The organism is Vibrio sp. B4-6 (genome assembly GCF_963888245.1).
Classification (GTDB): Bacteria; Pseudomonadota; Gammaproteobacteria; order Enterobacterales; family Vibrionaceae; genus Vibrio; species Vibrio anguillarum.
Window position 1 is genome coordinate 25913 of sequence record NZ_CAWPIM010000055.1, and the last position, 17921, is coordinate 43833.

The 17921-nt window shown below is 44.8% G+C and carries 16 protein-coding genes; 10 read left to right on the forward strand and 6 right to left on the reverse strand.

Annotated features, from left to right (window positions below; translation table 11 throughout):
* Window position 1: 1 nt before the first annotated feature.
* Window positions 2-1402 carry a heme anaerobic degradation radical SAM methyltransferase ChuW/HutW gene (hutW, locus tag AACV20_RS13005; protein ID WP_170888371.1) on the reverse strand — a complete coding sequence of 467 codons (1401 nt, stop codon included), beginning with the start codon at window positions 1400-1402 and terminating at the stop codon, window positions 2-4.
* 155 nt (window positions 1403-1557) lie between these two features.
* Here hutW and AACV20_RS13010 point away from each other — a divergent pair, with 155 nt between their 5' ends.
* The 7 genes from AACV20_RS13010 (at window position 1558) to trhO (ending at window position 7180) form a co-directional block, all read left to right on the forward strand.
* A complete protein-coding gene (locus tag AACV20_RS13010; protein WP_088732523.1) occupies window positions 1558-2268 on the forward strand; it encodes an energy transducer TonB in 711 nt (236 codons plus the stop codon).
* Complete coding sequence (locus AACV20_RS13015) at window positions 2268-2975, forward strand: MotA/TolQ/ExbB proton channel family protein (protein ID WP_088732524.1); 708 nt, start codon at window positions 2268-2270, stop codon at window positions 2973-2975. The genes AACV20_RS13010 and AACV20_RS13015 overlap by 1 nt, the downstream gene beginning before the upstream one ends.
* Window positions 2972-3382: an ExbD/TolR family protein gene (locus tag AACV20_RS13020; protein WP_013856733.1), complete on the forward strand. Its 411-nt coding sequence runs from the start codon at window positions 2972-2974 to the stop codon at window positions 3380-3382. The genes AACV20_RS13015 and AACV20_RS13020 overlap by 4 nt, the downstream gene beginning before the upstream one ends.
* 51 nt (window positions 3383-3433) lie before the next feature.
* A complete protein-coding gene (locus AACV20_RS13025; RefSeq protein ID WP_170907427.1) occupies window positions 3434-4282 on the forward strand; it encodes a heme/hemin ABC transporter substrate-binding protein in 849 nt (282 codons plus the stop codon).
* Between the two features lie 10 nt (window positions 4283-4292).
* On the forward strand, window positions 4293-5327 hold the full coding sequence (locus AACV20_RS13030) for a FecCD family ABC transporter permease (RefSeq protein ID WP_017048632.1): 1035 nt from the start codon (window positions 4293-4295) through the stop codon (window positions 5325-5327).
* Window positions 5324-6106, forward strand: coding sequence for a heme ABC transporter ATP-binding protein (locus tag AACV20_RS13035; RefSeq protein ID WP_010319753.1), 783 nt, complete (start codon window positions 5324-5326; stop codon window positions 6104-6106). Before AACV20_RS13030 ends, AACV20_RS13035 begins: the two co-directional genes overlap by 4 nt.
* 90 nt (window positions 6107-6196) lie before the next feature.
* Window positions 6197-7180 (forward strand): oxygen-dependent tRNA uridine(34) hydroxylase TrhO, encoded by a 984-nt coding sequence (gene trhO / locus AACV20_RS13040; protein ID WP_170895331.1) that lies wholly within the window; start codon window positions 6197-6199, stop codon window positions 7178-7180.
* A gap of 92 nt (window positions 7181-7272) precedes the next feature.
* On the opposite strand, the gene AACV20_RS13045 is transcribed toward trhO, so the two are convergent.
* From AACV20_RS13045 to AACV20_RS13060, 4 genes are all read right to left on the reverse strand, one after another.
* Complete coding sequence (locus tag AACV20_RS13045) at window positions 7273-8004, reverse strand: transporter substrate-binding domain-containing protein (protein WP_170907428.1); 732 nt, start codon at window positions 8002-8004, stop codon at window positions 7273-7275.
* Window positions 8005-8029: 25 nt separating this feature from the next.
* A complete protein-coding gene (locus AACV20_RS13050; protein WP_170907429.1) occupies window positions 8030-9568 on the reverse strand; it encodes a methyl-accepting chemotaxis protein in 1539 nt (512 codons plus the stop codon).
* Window positions 9569-9817: 249 nt separating this feature from the next.
* On the reverse strand, window positions 9818-11497 hold the full coding sequence (locus tag AACV20_RS13055) for a glycoside hydrolase family 32 protein (RefSeq protein WP_170907430.1): 1680 nt from the start codon (window positions 11495-11497) through the stop codon (window positions 9818-9820).
* Window positions 11498-11615: 118 nt separating this feature from the next.
* Window positions 11616-12602 (reverse strand): LacI family DNA-binding transcriptional regulator, encoded by a 987-nt coding sequence (locus AACV20_RS13060; RefSeq protein WP_010319758.1) that lies wholly within the window; start codon window positions 12600-12602, stop codon window positions 11616-11618.
* 273 nt (window positions 12603-12875) lie between these two features.
* On the opposite strand from AACV20_RS13060, the gene AACV20_RS13065 reads away from it, so the two are divergent.
* The 3 genes from AACV20_RS13065 (at window position 12876) to AACV20_RS13075 (ending at window position 16963) form a co-directional block, all read left to right on the forward strand.
* Complete coding sequence (locus tag AACV20_RS13065) at window positions 12876-14315, forward strand: sucrose-specific PTS transporter subunit IIBC (protein WP_026028729.1); 1440 nt, start codon at window positions 12876-12878, stop codon at window positions 14313-14315.
* 84 nt (window positions 14316-14399) lie between these two features.
* Window positions 14400-15320: an aminoimidazole riboside kinase gene (locus AACV20_RS13070; protein WP_170907431.1), complete on the forward strand. Its 921-nt coding sequence runs from the start codon at window positions 14400-14402 to the stop codon at window positions 15318-15320.
* A 254-nt stretch (window positions 15321-15574) separates the two neighbouring features.
* On the forward strand, window positions 15575-16963 hold the full coding sequence (locus AACV20_RS13075) for an EAL domain-containing protein (RefSeq protein WP_249929752.1): 1389 nt from the start codon (window positions 15575-15577) through the stop codon (window positions 16961-16963).
* 46 nt (window positions 16964-17009) lie between these two features.
* On the opposite strand, the gene AACV20_RS13080 is transcribed toward AACV20_RS13075, so the two are convergent.
* A complete protein-coding gene (locus AACV20_RS13080) occupies window positions 17010-17777 on the reverse strand; it encodes a potassium channel family protein (protein ID WP_019282399.1) in 768 nt (255 codons plus the stop codon).
* Window positions 17778-17921: the final 144 nt, after the last annotated feature.

Here is a 17921-nt window from a genome sequence, read left to right on the forward strand (position 1 = left end):
TTCATTTCCAGTTTGCTATCAGTGTTGAATTACTGTGTGTTAAATCCGTGCGTTCCGTAAATTCGTTATGTAAAACTTTAATGCATGATTGCGCCAAACTTACGGCCCAAAATCCACCCGCCAAAGTGGAGACTAGATAATCCTCTTCTAGTTTAACTAAACCTGCCTGCTGCCAATGCTGAAGCAGCGGCGTTAGGTAGTCAAAGCAATCCAATCCCATAAAATTGGGTAAGGCTTTACGCGCTAACACGCCCCGGTCAAAGCCTGATTTAATCGCGGCAAAGACAGGCTCTAGTGCGTGTTGTTTCATCATCATGGCGAGCGGAGGCTGTTGCTGTTTCATCGCTTCCATATACGCTTCAAGACTGCGATGCTGCATCATGCTGTATCCACCAACATTACCTCCTGCGCCGCAACCTACTGGCAACACCTCTGCAAAGGTTTTTGCTAGGCTGTTGTATTGGCTGCGCTCTCGGTTATCTTTCGCCCAATGGTTGACACTCAGCGACTTGAAATGGTGTTTGGCAAAAAATTGAACGCCAATTTGGTACATGCTGGCTTTGTCTGGTGTGGTAGCAGGGGCGGGTATTTTCCCTTTCTCAACCAAATTCAACATTGGTGCGCTACCTGAAACTAATAACTGATACAAATCGATACCCTGTGCCCCTGTGCTGACGAAGTCATGCAAATCTTGCTCGAAAACGTCCAAGGTTTGATAAGGCAAGCCATATAATAAGTCGAGAACAATGGGTGCTTCTTCTCTTTCACTCAAATTCGTGATGCGCTCTAACACGACTTCACGATCATCAAGACGTTTTGCACTGCGGCGAACTTGAGTATTAAAGCTTTGAATACCAAATGAAAAACGGTTGAACCCACCTTCAAGCGCACTCTCAAACATTTCATCACTGAAACGGTTAATACGCCCTTCTAAAGTGATTTCACAATCATTTGATAATGGATATAGACGACGAATGCTCTGGCCTAACTGCTGTATTTGTTGCGCTGAGAGATCGGTCGGTGTACCACCACCAATATAAACCGCATGAAATAAACCTGATTGTGTCCAAGCCAATTGGGATTTTTGCTCAAGCTCAAGCATCAACGCTAAGAAGTAATCATCGACTAAACTTCGACTCGCGGCATTTTGAAAGAAGTTACAAAATGTGCAGCGTACTCGGCAAAAGGGAATATGGATGTATAAACAGCGTTTATTGGCGCGCTCACTGCTCTGCGACGTTAATTGTTGCCATAATCGAGGTTGCTGCTCCGCACCAATGGGAGTCGCCACTCCTCCCGCATGAGCGGAATGTTTTTGACCAAAAGCAAAACGCAGTGGGTCGTCTGTTCTCGCCCCCAAAACGGATTCATCATATTTATCTAAATTCATCACAATATTCATAGAAAACCTAGGCGTAATGAGAGGTTATTACGCGCATTCTTTAATTCATAAAATCATAATTTGATGTAAATGATAATGCAATTGATAATTGATCTTATTTGAATGATAGGTAATAATCCTCTCTCTGAACGCTTTGTTTTTATATGGAGTACAACGTGAATTTCACTAGATATCTTGTCGCTGGCAGTCTATCTCTCGCGATTCACGCGGCGATCTTGTTTGTTGATGACGAATCAAAAGTGTTTGCCATGCCTGCGGGAAATCAATCCACCTCAGTGTCGATTAACTTTGTGGCTCAACCTCAAGCTCAGGTAGTACAAGAGCAAGCAATAAAAACCCCACCTTCAGAAAAGAGAGCCAACAAACCCAAACCAGCAAAAAAAGAGCCGCAAAAAGTGGTGCAGAAAAAGAGCCTGTCAAAACCGGTAAAAGACAAACCGGCTCCTAAAATACCGACAAAATCAGCACAAGTGCAAACTCCTGTAAAGGAAGCTGTGACATCCTCTGTAGAGAATGAAAATAGCGCTGAATCGACACCGAAAACCGCCGCCGCCCCAAGCAGCAGCGGCGCAACTAATCAACCGAAATTAGTCGATGCGCCGTCTTTTGTTACTCGCCCAGCCCCTCCTGTTTATCCAAGGCTTGCACAAAAACGAGGAATTGAAGGGGTCGCTATGTATGAGGTGTGGTTAGACGAAAACGGCCGCCAAATCAAACAGGTTTTGCTCTCTTCGTCGGGCGCGGCGCTGCTGGATGAATCGGCTCTTAATGCCATCAAACAATGGAAATTCTCTCCTCAAGTGGTGAACGGTGAAAAAATAGCCCACCGAGTGCAAATCCCAGTACGTTTTAAATTGGAAGGATAATGGAACTACTTACTCAACTAGAACAACAACTTGGCCTGATGGCCTGGCCTCTTTTTGTCTGCTCAGCACTTGCGACCATGATCATTACTGAACGGCTTTTCCAAGTACTGCTTAGCCTTGGTGTTGGAAAAGGTGCGATCGGTAGTGCGCTCAACCAAATATCACCGACCCATACAGCGCAAATTGAGACGCTAGCCAGTGAATTTTCCAGCAAGCGCCCATTGCTTTATAAAGGGGTTGCCATGCTGCTTGCTCATCACGATTTCTCCAAAGGATTACGTGAAGATGCGGCGGGCATTTGGTTGCAAGAAAAGCGTCATCAACTGCATTCCGGACTGCGTATTTTATCTTTGATTGGTGTGATCAGCCCACTGCTAGGCTTACTTGGCACTGTGTTAGGTTTAATTGAAATGTTCAAGGGGGTGGCGCTCTCTTCTGGCAATATTACGCCAAACGACCTTGCGGATGGCCTAGGCATTGCGATGCGAACCACGGCTGCAGGTTTGCTGATCGCGCTTCCCGCAATTACCGGCGCTCAATTGCTTGGCGTATGGGCTGACAGAGTGATGGCAAAACTTGAGCACACACTAAATTATGTCAACTTATGGCTCGAAGGTGTTTCTTTACAGCATGATTGCACCACCAAACAAGAGCGTGTAGCTAAGTATGAAGACGTCTCTGATAATGATGTGGTTAATGCATCATGATTAAAACGCCGCACTCTCACTCATCCGCATTAATGCCAGATTTAACGCCATTGTTGGATATCATTTTTATTGTCATGGTGTTTTTACTGCTTACAGCCGCAGTTAAATTTGAGTCATTAGACGTTTCACTGCCAACAACCGACTCACCCACCGTGAGTGAAGTGAACAAGCAGTCAATCACAGTGAATCTTCTGGCGCACGAACCTTACTGGGCTATCGATGGCAAGCAGTATATCGATTGGAATAACTTCACATTGGCGTTGTTAGAACAAAGCAAAGCGAGTGATCGCCCCATCGTGATTGGCGCAGACAAAACCGCCGAAGTGCAGCAGTTGGTTAAATTGCTGGCGTTCTTGCAAGACAATGGCATCGCTGCCACGCAGTTATTAACCGATCATCCCCAATAGCCTATTCATACGCGCTTTTAAAAACCGTATGATTTTCATGAGTACAACACGATGACACACAACTCTCTTTCTCATTGGCTTGTTGCCATAACGCTCTTCATCTTCTCACCTTGGCTCTGCGCGCAAGAACGGATTATCAGTGCGGGCAGCGCGGTGACCGAAATCCTCGTTGCGTTAGGCGCACAAGATAAACTTGTTGCGGTCGATGTCACCAGTGAAATTCCAAACGATCTTGCTCTCCCCAAAATCGGCTATCATCGCCAATTATCCGCGGAAGGATTATTAGCCTTAGCACCAACACAGTTGATTGGTTCTAGTGAAATGGGGCCAGAAAGCACATTGCAACAGCTTAAAGGCGCTGGCGTTAACGTCGAGGTGGTGAATGATGAATCCACACCACAGGGGTTGTTGGCACGCATTGACCAAATCGCGACGCTCGCTGATGCAAAACCTCAAGCTAAAGCGCTCAAACAGCAAGTTCAAAGCACAATAGCGGCGTTAACCCACCATCAATCTACCCACAAGACACCGAAAAAAATGCTATTTCTCCTTATCCACGAAGGAAGGGCAGCCAACGTGGCGGGCAGTGACACCACGCCAAACAGCATTATTGAGTTGGCTGGCGCGGTTAACCCAGCCGCTGAACAAGTGACGTCTTATAAACCACTGTCGATGGAAGCGATAATTGAGATGCAACCGGACGTGATTTTAGTCAGTGGCCGCAGTTATGAAAAACTCGGAGGAGCAGATGCCATTTTGCAATCCATACCGACGTTAGTAGCAACTCCGGCTGGGATAAATAAGCAGATCATCACCATCGATGGCCACGCTCTCGTCGGCGGGTTAGGCCTTAAAAGCTTGGCTGAAGCGCAACGTCTAAACGCATTGCTCTATCCTTAAGGGGCTTATTTTGTTACGTCATCTCTCAAAAAATGTGGTGAATGCAACGTTGTTAGTTTTGGTAATCTTAGTGAGCCTTTATTCTGTCACCGTTGGTCCAATGAATATCAGCTTCAGTGACAGCATAAAAAGTCTCGTGCTGCACTCCAATGACATTGCCGCGCACATCAATTTAGTCATCCACGAGATACGCTTTCCGCGTACCCTGCTCTGCTTGTTGGTTGGAGCAATTTTGGCGCTGTGCGGAACGGTGATGCAAGGCTTGTTTCGTAATCCATTAGCTGAGCCCGGCATTATCGGTGTTTCGGCAGGTTCAGCCCTCGGAGCCGCACTTGCGATTGTGTTATTCGCCAATTTAGCGCTGTTTTCCAACCCGTGGATGAGCGCTGCGGTGGTACCTATTTTTGCCTTTTTAGGCGGTGCATTGACTACTTTGTTGGTTTACCGATTAGGCACCAGTAAATTTGGTACTTCCGTCACCATCATGCTACTCGCAGGCGTCGCCATCAGCGCGCTATCGGGGGCGGGTATTGGCTATTTGAATTATGTTGCAGACGATCAAATGCTACGCGATCTCTCATTGTGGTCAATGGGATCACTGGCGGGTGCAAACTGGCAAAATATTCTCTTGTGCGCTGTGACCTTACTGCTGCTGCTCGTCTGTTTCTCTCGTCAAGCGATGGCGCTCAACGCATTATTACTTGGCGAGTCTGAAGCGCGTCATCTAGGCATTTCTGTGCAACGGCTTAAACGTTCAATGATTTTACTCAGCGCACTCGGCGTTGGAGTGACCGTCAGCGCGGTGGGTATGATTGGTTTTATCGGTTTAGTCATCCCTCATCTAGGCCGGATGCTGGTTGGCCCCGATCACCGTAGTTTGATCCCCATTTCGGCTTTACTTGGTGCACTCTTACTCACTGTCGCCGATATGTTTGCCCGTATAGCAGTGGCACCTGCGGAGCTGCCTGTCGGGATTGTGACTGCGCTGGTGGGTGCACCTTTCTTCCTTTATCTTCTGTTTCAACAAAAAGGCAAAGTATTTTGAGTACAACGGCAGCGATCCAAGCCAGTAATATATCGGTTAAATTTGGCCATCGAACCATTTTGGATAAGATTGATATTGAGATTTTTTCAGGTCAAGTCACGGCGTTACTTGGCCCCAATGGTGCTGGAAAAAGTACCTTGCTGAAAATACTCAGCGGTGAAATCTCATCAACAGGCAAAATGGCTTACTTCGGTGTTCCGCAAGCACTGTGGCAACCGAATGAGTTAGCAAAGCACTTGGCTATTCTTCCGCAGCAAAGTACGTTGAGCTTTCCTTTTATCGCTCAAGAAGTGGTGGAATTAGGCGCACTGCCATTAAATTTAAGCCACCAACAAGTCAGTGAAGTGGCGCTACACTACATGCAACAAACCGATATCAGCGATAGAGCGAACAATCTCTACCCGGCTTTATCGGGTGGTGAAAAACAACGTTTACATCTGGCGCGGGTATTAACTCAACTTCACCACTCCGGTGACAAAAAAATCCTGATGCTGGATGAACCAACGTCAGCGTTAGATCTGGCTCACCAGCACAATACACTGCGCATTGCACGTTCATTAGCACGCCAAGAGCAGTGCGCTGTTGTAGTTGTGCTGCACGATCTCAACCTTGCGGCTCAATATGCAGATCGCATGGTGATGCTGCACAATGGCAAACTGGTTTGTGATGCGCCACCTTGGGAAGCGCTCAATGCAGAAAGAATTGAGCAGGTGTATGGCTACTCGTCGCTTGTCGCCGCACATCCAACCATGGATTTCCCAATGGTCTACCCCATCTAATATTGTCCTTAATAATTGTCCGTATTTGTGGGCGCGTCCCTTCGCTATAATGCGCCCCAATTCTTTATCTCGTTTTTTAAAAGGTACCCCATGAGTCAGTACGTCGTCTGTGCACTCTATAAGTTTGTTGAACTCAATCACTACCAAGAGCTGCAAGCACCGCTTCTTGAACTAATGGAGGGAAACCAAATTCGTGGCACGCTATTATTAGCCAGTGAAGGAATTAACGGCACTGTGGCATCAACACGCAAAGGAATAGATGCGCTATTAGCTTGGCTTGATGCTGAACCGGACTTGAAAGGCACGGTTTACAAAGAATCACAAGCCTCAGAGCAGCCATTTAACCGTACCAAAGTGAAACTAAAAAAAGAGATTGTCACTATGGGCGTAGAAGGTATTGACCCTCGTCACGTTGTGGGCACTTACGTGAAACCAGAAAACTGGAATGCGCTAATTTCAGACCCTGATGTGCTGGTTGTCGATACCCGTAATGATTATGAAATCCAAATCGGCACCTTCAAAAATGCGCTTAACCCACACACTGAAACCTTTCGTGAGTTTCCTGATTATGTGAAGAAGAACCTCGCACCAGAGAAACACAAAAAAGTCGCGATGTTTTGTACTGGCGGGATTCGCTGTGAAAAATCCACGGCTTATTTAAAAGAGCAAGGGTTCGATAAGGTGTACCATCTCGAGGGTGGTATTTTGAAATACTTAGAAGAAGTGCCGCAAGAAGAGAGCTTATGGCAAGGTGACTGCTATGTGTTTGATGGCAGAGTGGCTGTAGGGCACGCTTTAAAAGAGAGTCACTACGATGTATGTAACGCTTGCCGTTTGCCGATTACCGATGAAGACAAACAGAGCGAAGTCTACGAGCAAGGCGTCAGTTGCCCATCCTGCTTCGGTACTCACTCTGCGGAACAACTGGCCCGTTTCCGTGAGCGAGAAAAACAAGTTCAGCTCGCAAAACAGCGTGGAGAAGCACACATTGGCGGCGATACCGCATCACTGATCGAGCAAAAGCGTGCGCAAAAATTAGCACGTAAAGCTGAGCAGCGCGGCTCAAAGCGCTAATATTTACCCCAATGCTTACTTCAAAGGATTCAAATCCTATTGGAATAGAAAAAGGCCGCAGCGTTAAAACTGCGGCCTTTTTTAAAAAAAAATCACTGAATACCGTATTTCGCTAAAATGGCATCAAATGTTCCGTCAGCTTTAATCGTGGCTAACCCTTTGTTATACGCATCAATATATTTCTGCGCATTAGGGTTCGCTTTGCCTGAGGTAACATGTAAAGGATTTTTAGACAAAGATGCCGTGGTAAACTGAAAATCACTGCTATTTAAGCCCGCCTCTTTCATGGTCGATAACGCAACCAACTTATCTTCAAGGGTAAGATCGATTCGTTTGGCTTGCAGTTTCTTCAAGTTAGTCGTGAGATCATTAGCGTCTGGTTTGTTGAAATTAGTGGCGGATAAAAAGTCATCCCCATAACCATAGCCCCTAACGATGCCAACTTGTTTGCCACTCAAACTATTTAAACCTGAAAATTCGAAAGCATCGCCCGCTCTTTTAATAAAGCTCAGTTCATTTTCTAAATATGAGTCACTATAAACCAAGTAGGCTGTTCGCTCTTGCGTATACCAAGTAGCTGGAAGCAAGTCGATACGTCCTTTAGTCACCTCATCTAATGCTCGTGACCAAGGCATGATTTGAAAATTGACGTCATAGCCCTGTGTTTTCATAGCCGCAACAGCGATTTCTACCGATAGCCCCGGCATGCTTTTATCCGGTGAAATAAACGGTGGCCATGGATCTTGCGCAGCCGTAATAGCAGCAGCAAAGCTACTCGGTAAGGCCATCATCATACTGAAAATAAAGATCAACAGACGCTTCATACTTTCTTCTCCTTGAAGGTGGAACTTATGTTTTGAACTTACGCATATGAGTTTTAATGTTTGAGCTCAGTTGAAGAACTTCTTTCGTTCTCTGAGCATTATCTTGACCACTACTCGACAGCTCATTAGTGGCCTCTGATGCTTCAACAATCGCCTGACTGACTTCATCAATGGCTTGTTTCTGCTCTTCTGTGGCATGCGAAATCTCGCCATTTCTTTCAGAAATTTCAGAGATAGTATTTTTCACCTGCTCAACAGAATGTTGTGACTCTGATACTCGCTTAGCGGTGCTTTCTAACAAATTAGAGATGCGAATAATTTCTTGCTCAACCGATTCTGTTGCACTGCTAAGTGAGCGAATATTGGTTTGGATCTGTTCAGTGGATTGGCTAGTTTTGGTCGAAAGGTTGCGCACTTCGTCAGCCACTACTGCAAAACCACGACCATGATCACCTGCGCGTGCCGCTTCAATAGCAGCGTTCAGTGCCAGCAAGTTGGTTTGCTCGGAAATATCATTAATCACCCCGACCACCGTTGATATTTTTCGCCCTTCATCAAGCAGCTTATGCATTTCCGCGTTTACCGAACCCATTTCGGAACGCATGTTTACAATCTCGGCAGCAGAGCGTTCTATTGATTGGTAAACATTATCGACCAGTTGAGAAGCCTCACTTGCTTGCCTTGCGGCGTCATTAGCGGTTTCAGCCACTGTTGCCACCGACTGACTCATCTGTGTGGAAGCGGCAGCGACGGTCGATAAACTGTGTTTTTGTTGATCAATTTGCTGCGCATTTCTCATGGCAACCTGACCACTCATCTCTGCGGTGTCTTTTAACTGCACAGAAGCATTCGTTACTTGTACAACTATCTCCCTTAGCGACTCCGTAAAATGATTAATACTGCGGATGATCTGCGAAAACTCTCTATATTTGGGTTCTGGAATGATACGACTTAAATCTCCTTCACCGGTTGCAAGATCGGCCACTCGCTCTGTTAAATCGTTGAGCGGGCGAAGGACGGTTTTCGTTAACGCCAAAATTAGGAATACAATCATTACGCTATCTAAAATCAGCAACTCAATCAGGCTATATTGCAGACTTTGTAACAAGGTTTTTTCTAGCCTATCTGTGTTATAGAAAAGCTCTACCTGACCAACTTCATTTTCCTTTTCATACTCAACAAAGGTGAGCTTTTGCACCGAAGAGAGCATGGATTCGTATTGTTTCCCCTCATTGGGTTCCATCTCTTTCACATCTTGAGAGTCGGGTGATGTACTCAGGAAAAGAAGCGGTGTACCACCCGCATCTTTCACTCTAACCGCTTGTATGTCTGGGTTATTTAACTCTGCTGAAATAGTGAGTTTAGCGGCATGTAAATCAAAATCCCAAATTGCTTTAGGTAGGCTGTAGCTCAAACGCTCTTTTGCATTCAAGATCGATGTATCTAGGCTATGCTGTAGCTCCGCTTTCTTTGACTGGTAATCAATGTAACTAGAAATGCCCAACACAATGGACACTGCCAGAACAACTTGGGTAACAAAGATCACTTTGACACTTTTCCACATACTTCATTTCGCCTTAATCAATGGTATGAGTTAAGCACTGTGCGTTGGCTTCATCGCACCGCATGATAACCATCTGACTCTTGTGTTTAATGAATAGGGCAATGCAGACCAGAAGAGAGGTCAATATCATCTCTGCTATTGTCTGAACTCATACCGATCATGTTGATCTCACTTATCTTTTACTTAAGGATAGACCAAGAAAGAAAAAGGCTATTATTTTTTAAGCCGAAAGTTTACTTTCGGCTTAATTTAGAATTGAGTAGCGAATGAAGAAGCGCTGACGGGCTGGATAGAAGAGTATTTGGCCGTGGTCAACGCATTCAATAGCGATACCCCTGTCGCTTCTTGATCGGTAAAAACTCGTGCAGTCATCACAGCTTTTCCGCCGTTGATGAACACTTCTAATGAAGAATTATCCGCGAGAATCTGCAGCTCAACCTGTTCACACTCTAAGGCCAATTCACGAATCACATCACCTTGACGTATCAAAGTATGGGAACGATCAAAGCGTAATACTTTTTGCTGGGCATCTAAACTCAATTCAACGTATTGCTCATCTTTTTCAAACAAACGTAAGCTTGCCCCCCAAGGCAAAGTGATGCACATTTCAAAACTTTTGGTGTTGAGAATGGTGCATTTATCGCTCAACTCCAAACTTAACGGGTGGTGGCATAACTGCTCTAGCTCCCTTATAGGCCTTTGAATAAGTTGACCATTCTCAAGACTCAACTCTCGCAGTGCCGTAAGTTGATGCAGCCAGCCGTTGTCACAACTAGGATGATTAATTTCGTCAGGCAACCCCATCCATGCACACAAGACACGCCGCCCGTCTGCCGTTTGCATTGTTTGAGGAGCATAAAAATCAAAGCCGTGATCCAGTGGTTGCAGATGACAAAAGTGAGGATGATCATTTTCATCCCATAAGACTTTTGCAATACGATTCTGATGGATAACTGTGTGGTTCACGTTATCTGAAATAATCCCTTGAGGGCCAAAAACAAAATAACTTTGGCCCGCAATTTCAAACAGATCGGGACATTCCCACATGTAACCGAGCGGTGCGATTTCTTCACCAAATAGACCATCGAAATGCCACTCTTTAAGATCATGTGAATGGTAAATCGCCAACCGACCTTGCAACTGCGTTGTTTGCGCGCCAAGCAACATGAGCCATCTTCCTCGGTGGCGCACTATTTTAGGGTCGCGAATGTGTTCCGTGACACCCGTTGGCAAATTACGGATCACTGGGCCACGTTTTTCAAAACGGAGACCATCTTGCGACACGGCTAAACACTGCGTTGTTTGACGCAATCGCTGTTCACCTAACCGAACATTGCCAGTATAGAAAAGCATCAACTCATCGTTGTGACTTAAAGCATGACCAGAAAAAACTCCGTGACTGTCATACCAATCTGATGGAGTCAGTGCAATACCTTGCCATTGCCAGTGAATAAGATCAGTACTCGTCAGTTGTACCCAATATTTATCCTTGTGCTCACACCCATAAGGATACCACTGATAAAAAAGATGATATTTTCCTTTGTGATAAATGAAACCGTTTGGATCATTGAGCAGCCCTTGCGGCGGAGAAATATGCCACGTTGGACGAAAGGGACAATCGTTTGGCGAGGAATAGGCGTACGCATTAAGCCGCAGCTGAGAATCAATCATTCGACCTAAACTGTTGATCAGTTCATCGGCATATTCATTGATGTTATCCTGTTGAATCAAAAATGAAAGCTGCCATTCACCGAGCACTTCACGCAATCGCATATGGCTCGGCAAAACATTGACTAAAGCTGGATCTCGCAGCGCAATAACGATTTCGCCTCTTGGTGCGAGTACCCGCTGAATATTGGCCGGGCCGCCAACTAATCTCACCATCTCTTCAAATGACATTTTTTCTACTGGCACTGTTTCTAATGACATGACTTACACTCAATTTTTGGGAACGATTGCAAAATATAAAAAAATAAGCCAGCTTGCAAGCATTGGTGAAATATTGCCCTCAATTATGCGGGCTTCCCCTCAGCAAGTACCTTCAGTCTTAGCCGGTTTCACGTTCGATATTTTGGAATGTTAACACGACTTTACTCATCTCCTGCCCACGACCAGCAATACGTTCAAGCAACATCTTGGCTGCATTTTCACCTGCTTTATCAAAGGCATAGTTGAATGTTGATAAGCTTGGGTTACTGACAAATGCGAGCTCATCATTGCCAACTCCTAATACTTTTATTTGCGATCCAACCTGAACTCCAGACTCTTGTAGTGCTTTCACCGCTCCAACCGCAATTCTATCGGTTGCGCAAAAAAGACCATCTAATTGTGGGTATTGCGTGATTAATGTTTTAGCTTGTAAGTAACCAGATTCAATCGAAAAATCACCACGCACATGAAACAACAGGGTTAAATTGTTGATACCCAGTGCTTGCTCTAACCCTTGAGAACGCAAGCAATCCACCGCTACGTCATCGCTCTGAACACCAATAAAACCAATGTGTTGACAACCTTTTGCTATCAACCGTTTACCCGCTTCGAATCCAACGCGAAGATCATCATGAACAATACTTGGGATATCGTGCAGTGAGCCATCTTGCCCAACCAATACCACCGGGACATTAGATTGTTGGATTGCTTTCACTAATGGCATATCAAGGTGTGTGGCGTAAAGTACAATGCCTTCTACCCTCTTTTGATTAAATATTTGAATATATTCCAACTCTTTAGCGTGATCTTGATGAGTATTGGCAAGCAACACGTGTTTGCCCGCTTGTTCAAATATGGCACTTAAACCATCAACGCCTTGTGCTGTCGCATGCGAAGAGACTCGCGGAACGATGACTCCAATTAAATTGGTTTTTTGTGATTTGAGATCTTTAGCGACTTGGTTGACCATATAGCCGCATTCGGAAATTGCCTTTAACACTTTGATTTTTGTAGACTCTTTAACACCATACTCATCATTTACAACGCGTGAAACCGTCGATTTAGAAACTCCGGCCAGCTTAGCGACATCGTGCAAACTCGACATACATAACCTTACTCATTCTGTTTTGGGATTGTTTGCAAAACTCAGTGCTGCAAACGATCGAATAGTGTGATTCTAACGCTGTTTGTAGAATTATCGATCTCTCTTTTACTGATCTAATTCACAGAATCAATGGTTGGCTTTTGACTACTTTGAATTATTCATCAAAAATCCATTCTGCAAACGTTCCCAAAAATACTTATTTTAATTTTATCCACCATGCTTATCTTAAAGAGATCAAGTCATCTGGATACCAAACAACAACCGGGGTGGGTTATGAACTATCCAGTCATAGCAAAACAATTATTAGAGCAATTAGGTGGCAGAGAAAATATCCAAGCCCTTGCTCACTGTGCAACACGTTTAAGATTAGCGCTAAAAGATGACGCATTGGTTGATGAACAAGCCATTGATTCACTTGAAGGTGTCAAAGGACAATTCAAAGTCGCTGGCCAATATCAAATTATTTTTGGCTCCGGTATCGTTAACCAAGTTTATGCGGAAATGGCCAAGCTGACCGGCCTTGCTGAAATGTCAACCAATGATGTTGCAAGCGCGGGAGCACAAAAGCAGAACCTAGTGCAGCGCGCCGTTAAAGGGTTGTCTGACATTTTTGTCCCTATTATCCCGGCCATCGTTGCTGGCGGTTTATTGATGGGGTTGTTCAATGTACTGACAGCCACTGGGCTTTTTATCGAAGGGCAGTCACTGATTGATGCCAACCCGGGCTTGGCTGATCTTGCCAGCATGATCAACACCTTCGCTAACGCCCCTTTTGTTTATCTTCCTGTTTTGTTAGCATTTTCTGCTTCTAAAAAATTTGGCGGCAACCCATTCCTTGGCGCTGCATTAGGTATGTTGATGGTTCACCCAGACCTGCTTAATGGTTGGGGATTTGGCGGCGCGTCTGTCGCAGGCACCATCCCTACTTGGAATATTTTTGGCTTTGAGATCCAGAAAGTCGGCTATCAGGGCTCTGTCTTACCCGTTTTAGTCTCCGCCTTTATTCTTGCAAAAATCGAAAATGGCCTGCGCAAAATTATCCCTTCTGTACTGGATAATTTACTGACGCCTATGCTCTCGATTTTCATTGCAGGCTTTTTAACCTTCACTCTGGTAGGTCCGATTACTCGCGATATCGGCTTTCTATTGGGTGATGGGCTGAACTGGCTATACGATTCTGCTGGCTTCATTGGTGGTGCACTGTTTGGCTTCATCTACGCACCGTTTGTGATTACTGGCATGCACCACAGCTTTATTGCTATCGAAACACAGCTATTAGCTGACATCGCCATTACTGGCGGTACGTTTATTTTTCCTATTGCGGCCATGTCAAACGTCGCACAAGGTGCAGCAGCTTTAGCGGTTGGTATGAACACCAAAGATATCAAATTAAAAGGCATTGCGATTCCATCAGGTGTGACCGCCCTTCTGGGCATTACCGAACCCGCTATGTTCGGTGTAAACCTGAAACTTCGCTACCCATTTATTGCTGCGATCATCGGTTCAGCTTGTGCCAGTGCATTCATTACCTTGTTTAATGTCAAAGCACAAGCGTTAGGCGCGGCTGGGCTTCCAGGAGTGATTTCCATTAACCCAGAGAAAATCAGCTACTACATGATTGGTATGCTGATTTCTTTTGTCATTGCCTTTACCTTAACACTTGTTTTGGGTGCCAAAGAGCGCGCAAAGCTTGATAAACAAGCAACAGCGTAACCCCCAAGGCTGTTATGCTCCTAAGCCCGCTCGATGTGAGTGGGCTTATTTCTTCAGCGAATAACACGGATATTGGAAGAAAAAATGAATCGAGTTTGGGTGACAGGCGACGCGGTCGTCGACTTAATTCCTGATGGTGAAGCACACTATCTAAAATGTCCGGGCGGTGCTCCGGCGAATGTGGCTGTTGCCATCGCAAGATTGGGGGGTAATAGCGCCTTTTTTGGCCGTGTGGGTAATGACCCTATGGGGCGCTTTATGCAATCCACATTAACCGAAGAGAAAGTAGACACCCGATATTTGCAGTTGGATGAACAGCAAAGAACATCAACCGTCGTGGTCGATTTAGACTCGCACGGCGAACGCAGTTTTACCTTTATGGTGAAACCGAGCGCGGATCAATTCGTCCAATGTTCAGACATTCCTACCTTTTTAGGGGGTGAATGGCTGCATTGTTGCTCCATTGCACTGGCCAGTGAACCGAGTCGCAGCACTACCATTGAAGCGATTAAACGCATCAAAACCAACGGTGGATTTGTCAGTTTTGATCCCAATCTACGAGAAGAGGTTTGGCCTAACTCCGAAGAGATGATCCCAGTGGTGATGAGCGTGGTGGCAATGGCGGATGTGGTTAAGTTTTCCGATGACGAACTGCTCTTGCTCACGCAGCGCCCTAGCCTTGAGCAGGGATTAATCTCAGTGAAAGAATTGAACATTCCGCTGATTGTCATTACTCAAGGTGCAAAAGGAGCGCTGGTGATCACAGCAGAGATGCAAACAATGATTACGGGAAAAGCCGTAAAACCTATCGATACAACAGGTGCCGGAGATGCTTTTGTCGGTGGATTGCTGTGCCAGTTGTCATTACATAAAGAGTGGTTTACTAAGGGTACTATCATAAACGCAGTGCAATGGGCTAATGGCTGCGGAGCATTAGCCACCACTCAAAAAGGGGCAATGACAGCGCTACCAGATAAACACATACTTGATCAATGGATTGGCTAAAATGATGGCTTGTACTTACAAGGACGTAAGTCGTGTTGAAGTTCAAGCAAACTGCGAAATAAACGGATGATTTTCAGAGGATATTTGCTACGCTTACTGCATGATTAAACAAATAGCACTCGGACCAGATGCAGACATTTGTAAAATATGAACGATGTAGACGGTGGATAGTTAGCTTACTATTTTGCTTACTGCCCATCGTTGTAGCTAGCCCAATTATCGCTTGGCAGACACGAGCTGATTTGAATCATCACATGCAAAACGTTTTGGTAAAAGGTACGGATTACATTAATCTACTGCTAAGAAATGCTCATGTTGCCAACGAGCGTGCGGCGCCCTACCTTAATATGGATTGCCTAGATGCTACTCGTTATCTGCGCGAGCTAGTGGCGACAACTCCCGATATCCGGACCATCAATTTAGCCAAACAAAATACGATTTATTGTAATTCGTTAACCGGTCAAGTAAACGATCACTACCAAATCGACAGCTATGTCAGTGGTGAGCTCTATTTAATGGCAGGTAATCGACTCACACCTCTCCGGCCTGTGTTGGCTTTTCACAGAACTTACGAACAGGGTATGGTGATCACTGGTGTTAGTTCCTATTACCTAACTAACATGCTTATTTTACTTGATCGCTATGGCAAACTTTATTTTCACGTTGGCAAAAATCACCTCGACGAGACTGGCGTTGTAACTTCCGAACCGTTATTTCCCACAATTATTAATACTTCAGAACGCTACCCTTATTCACTATCGACCCTATTAACTATTGATGACTACTGGCTTTATTTTAAAAACACCAAACAAACCAGTGCGATGTTAGCTCTCTTAATGGGAATCGGTTTAGGCGGATTTGTTTTTTGGAAACTCGGCCAAGCTTCGTCAATGCAAGGAGAAGTGAAACGCGCTATTCAATCCAACGAATTCGTTCCGTATGTACAACCGATTGTTGATGGTAGTGGTCAGCTCTGCCATATCGAAGTGCTTGCCCGCTGGCAACACCCTGTTCATGGATTAGTGAGGCCCGATCTTTTTATTCCCTTAGCGGAGGAATCTGGGCTAATCATTCCTATTACGACTCAGTTAATGTCCCAAGTAGAGCATGAACTTTCATTACACCAGTCACAATTTCCAGAGCATTTCAGTATTGGATTTAATATTTCAGCCAAGCACTGCGTAGCTTCCAATTTGTTTGATGATTGCAAACACTTTATTGAAACCTTCGACAATCGTAAGCATATTTTAACGTTAGAGCTCACTGAGAGAGAGTTGGTTATTGATAGTGATGAAGCAAAAAAGCTCTTCCAGTCATTGGATAAAATAGGTGTGTTGCTAGCAATTGATGATTTTGGTACGGGTCACTCTAGTTTGAACTATTTGCAAGAGTTCAAGTTTGACATTTTAAAAATCGACAGAAGCTTTATTACCATGATCGGTAGTGATGCGATCTCTAGCCATATTGTTGAAAACTTAGTCGATTTAGCTAAGCGACTTGGGTTAAAAACCATCGCCGAAGGTGTGGAAACCCAAGATCAAATTGATTTTTTGAACGAAAGAGAAATTGACTATTTACAAGGCTATTTCTTTTATAAACCTATGCAGCTCAGTGAGTTTATCACTCTGCTTAAAACCACCTAGATCAATCTCTGGCATTCCAATGCGGTGATAACTAGAACTTCAGTGGTTATTTCTTATGACGAGAAGCCAACTGAGCACGGTAGCGAGCTAAATGAAAACGTTTTCGAACTGGCTGATGAGCAGACAGTTGTTTTAATACTTGATTGAGTTGTTTATTGTGATGCTGGCTATGATTCGCCACTGATTGTTCATCATCTTCAATGAAGAAAGACGCAACACTGGCCGTCAATAAACCAAAAAGTGTTATGCCCGTAAGCATTAAAAAGACCGCAACACCACGACCAAACGGGGTAACCGGGTACATATCACCATATCCTACTGTAGTAATCGTAGTCATTGCCCACCAAATCGCATCAGAAAAATCATTGATTGGGCTATCCGTTCCTTTTTCGACCAAATAGACAAAAGCCGCGGAAAGAAGCACTGTCGATAAGCTGGTTAGCCCAATAAAACTGAGCGTTTTTTGTCTCAGTACCGCCTTTGTTTGACGCCATGCTCTTGGCAAGATCAGTAAAATGCGTAAAAAACGGAGCGGACGTAGGAATGGCATGGCCACAATCAACACGTCAGGCCAGTTTTTTACCATGTAACGCACTGGATGTGGGCTGAGTAAGACCTTAACCAGTAACTCCGTTGCAAACAATGCCCAAATAATCCAAAGCAGGTGCTCCAGAAAATCAAGCTCTTCGGGCTGTAAAGGTGCAATATCTGGTAGTAAAGCGACGATCACATACACTACCGATAGCAGCAGCATCGGAATTTCAGTTTTATGTTCGATCGCAGACAGTAGCTGTAAACGTGTTTTTAATTTCATGATTCAAATACCTTTTTCCGTTTACCTTAGCGCCAAAAATACCAAGAGAGAATCGTATAACCATCCCTTTCATTACCTAATTAGCACCCAACTCAAAATGGAACTCACTATAAACTAGGTGATTGAGATGTAAAGAATTGTGAC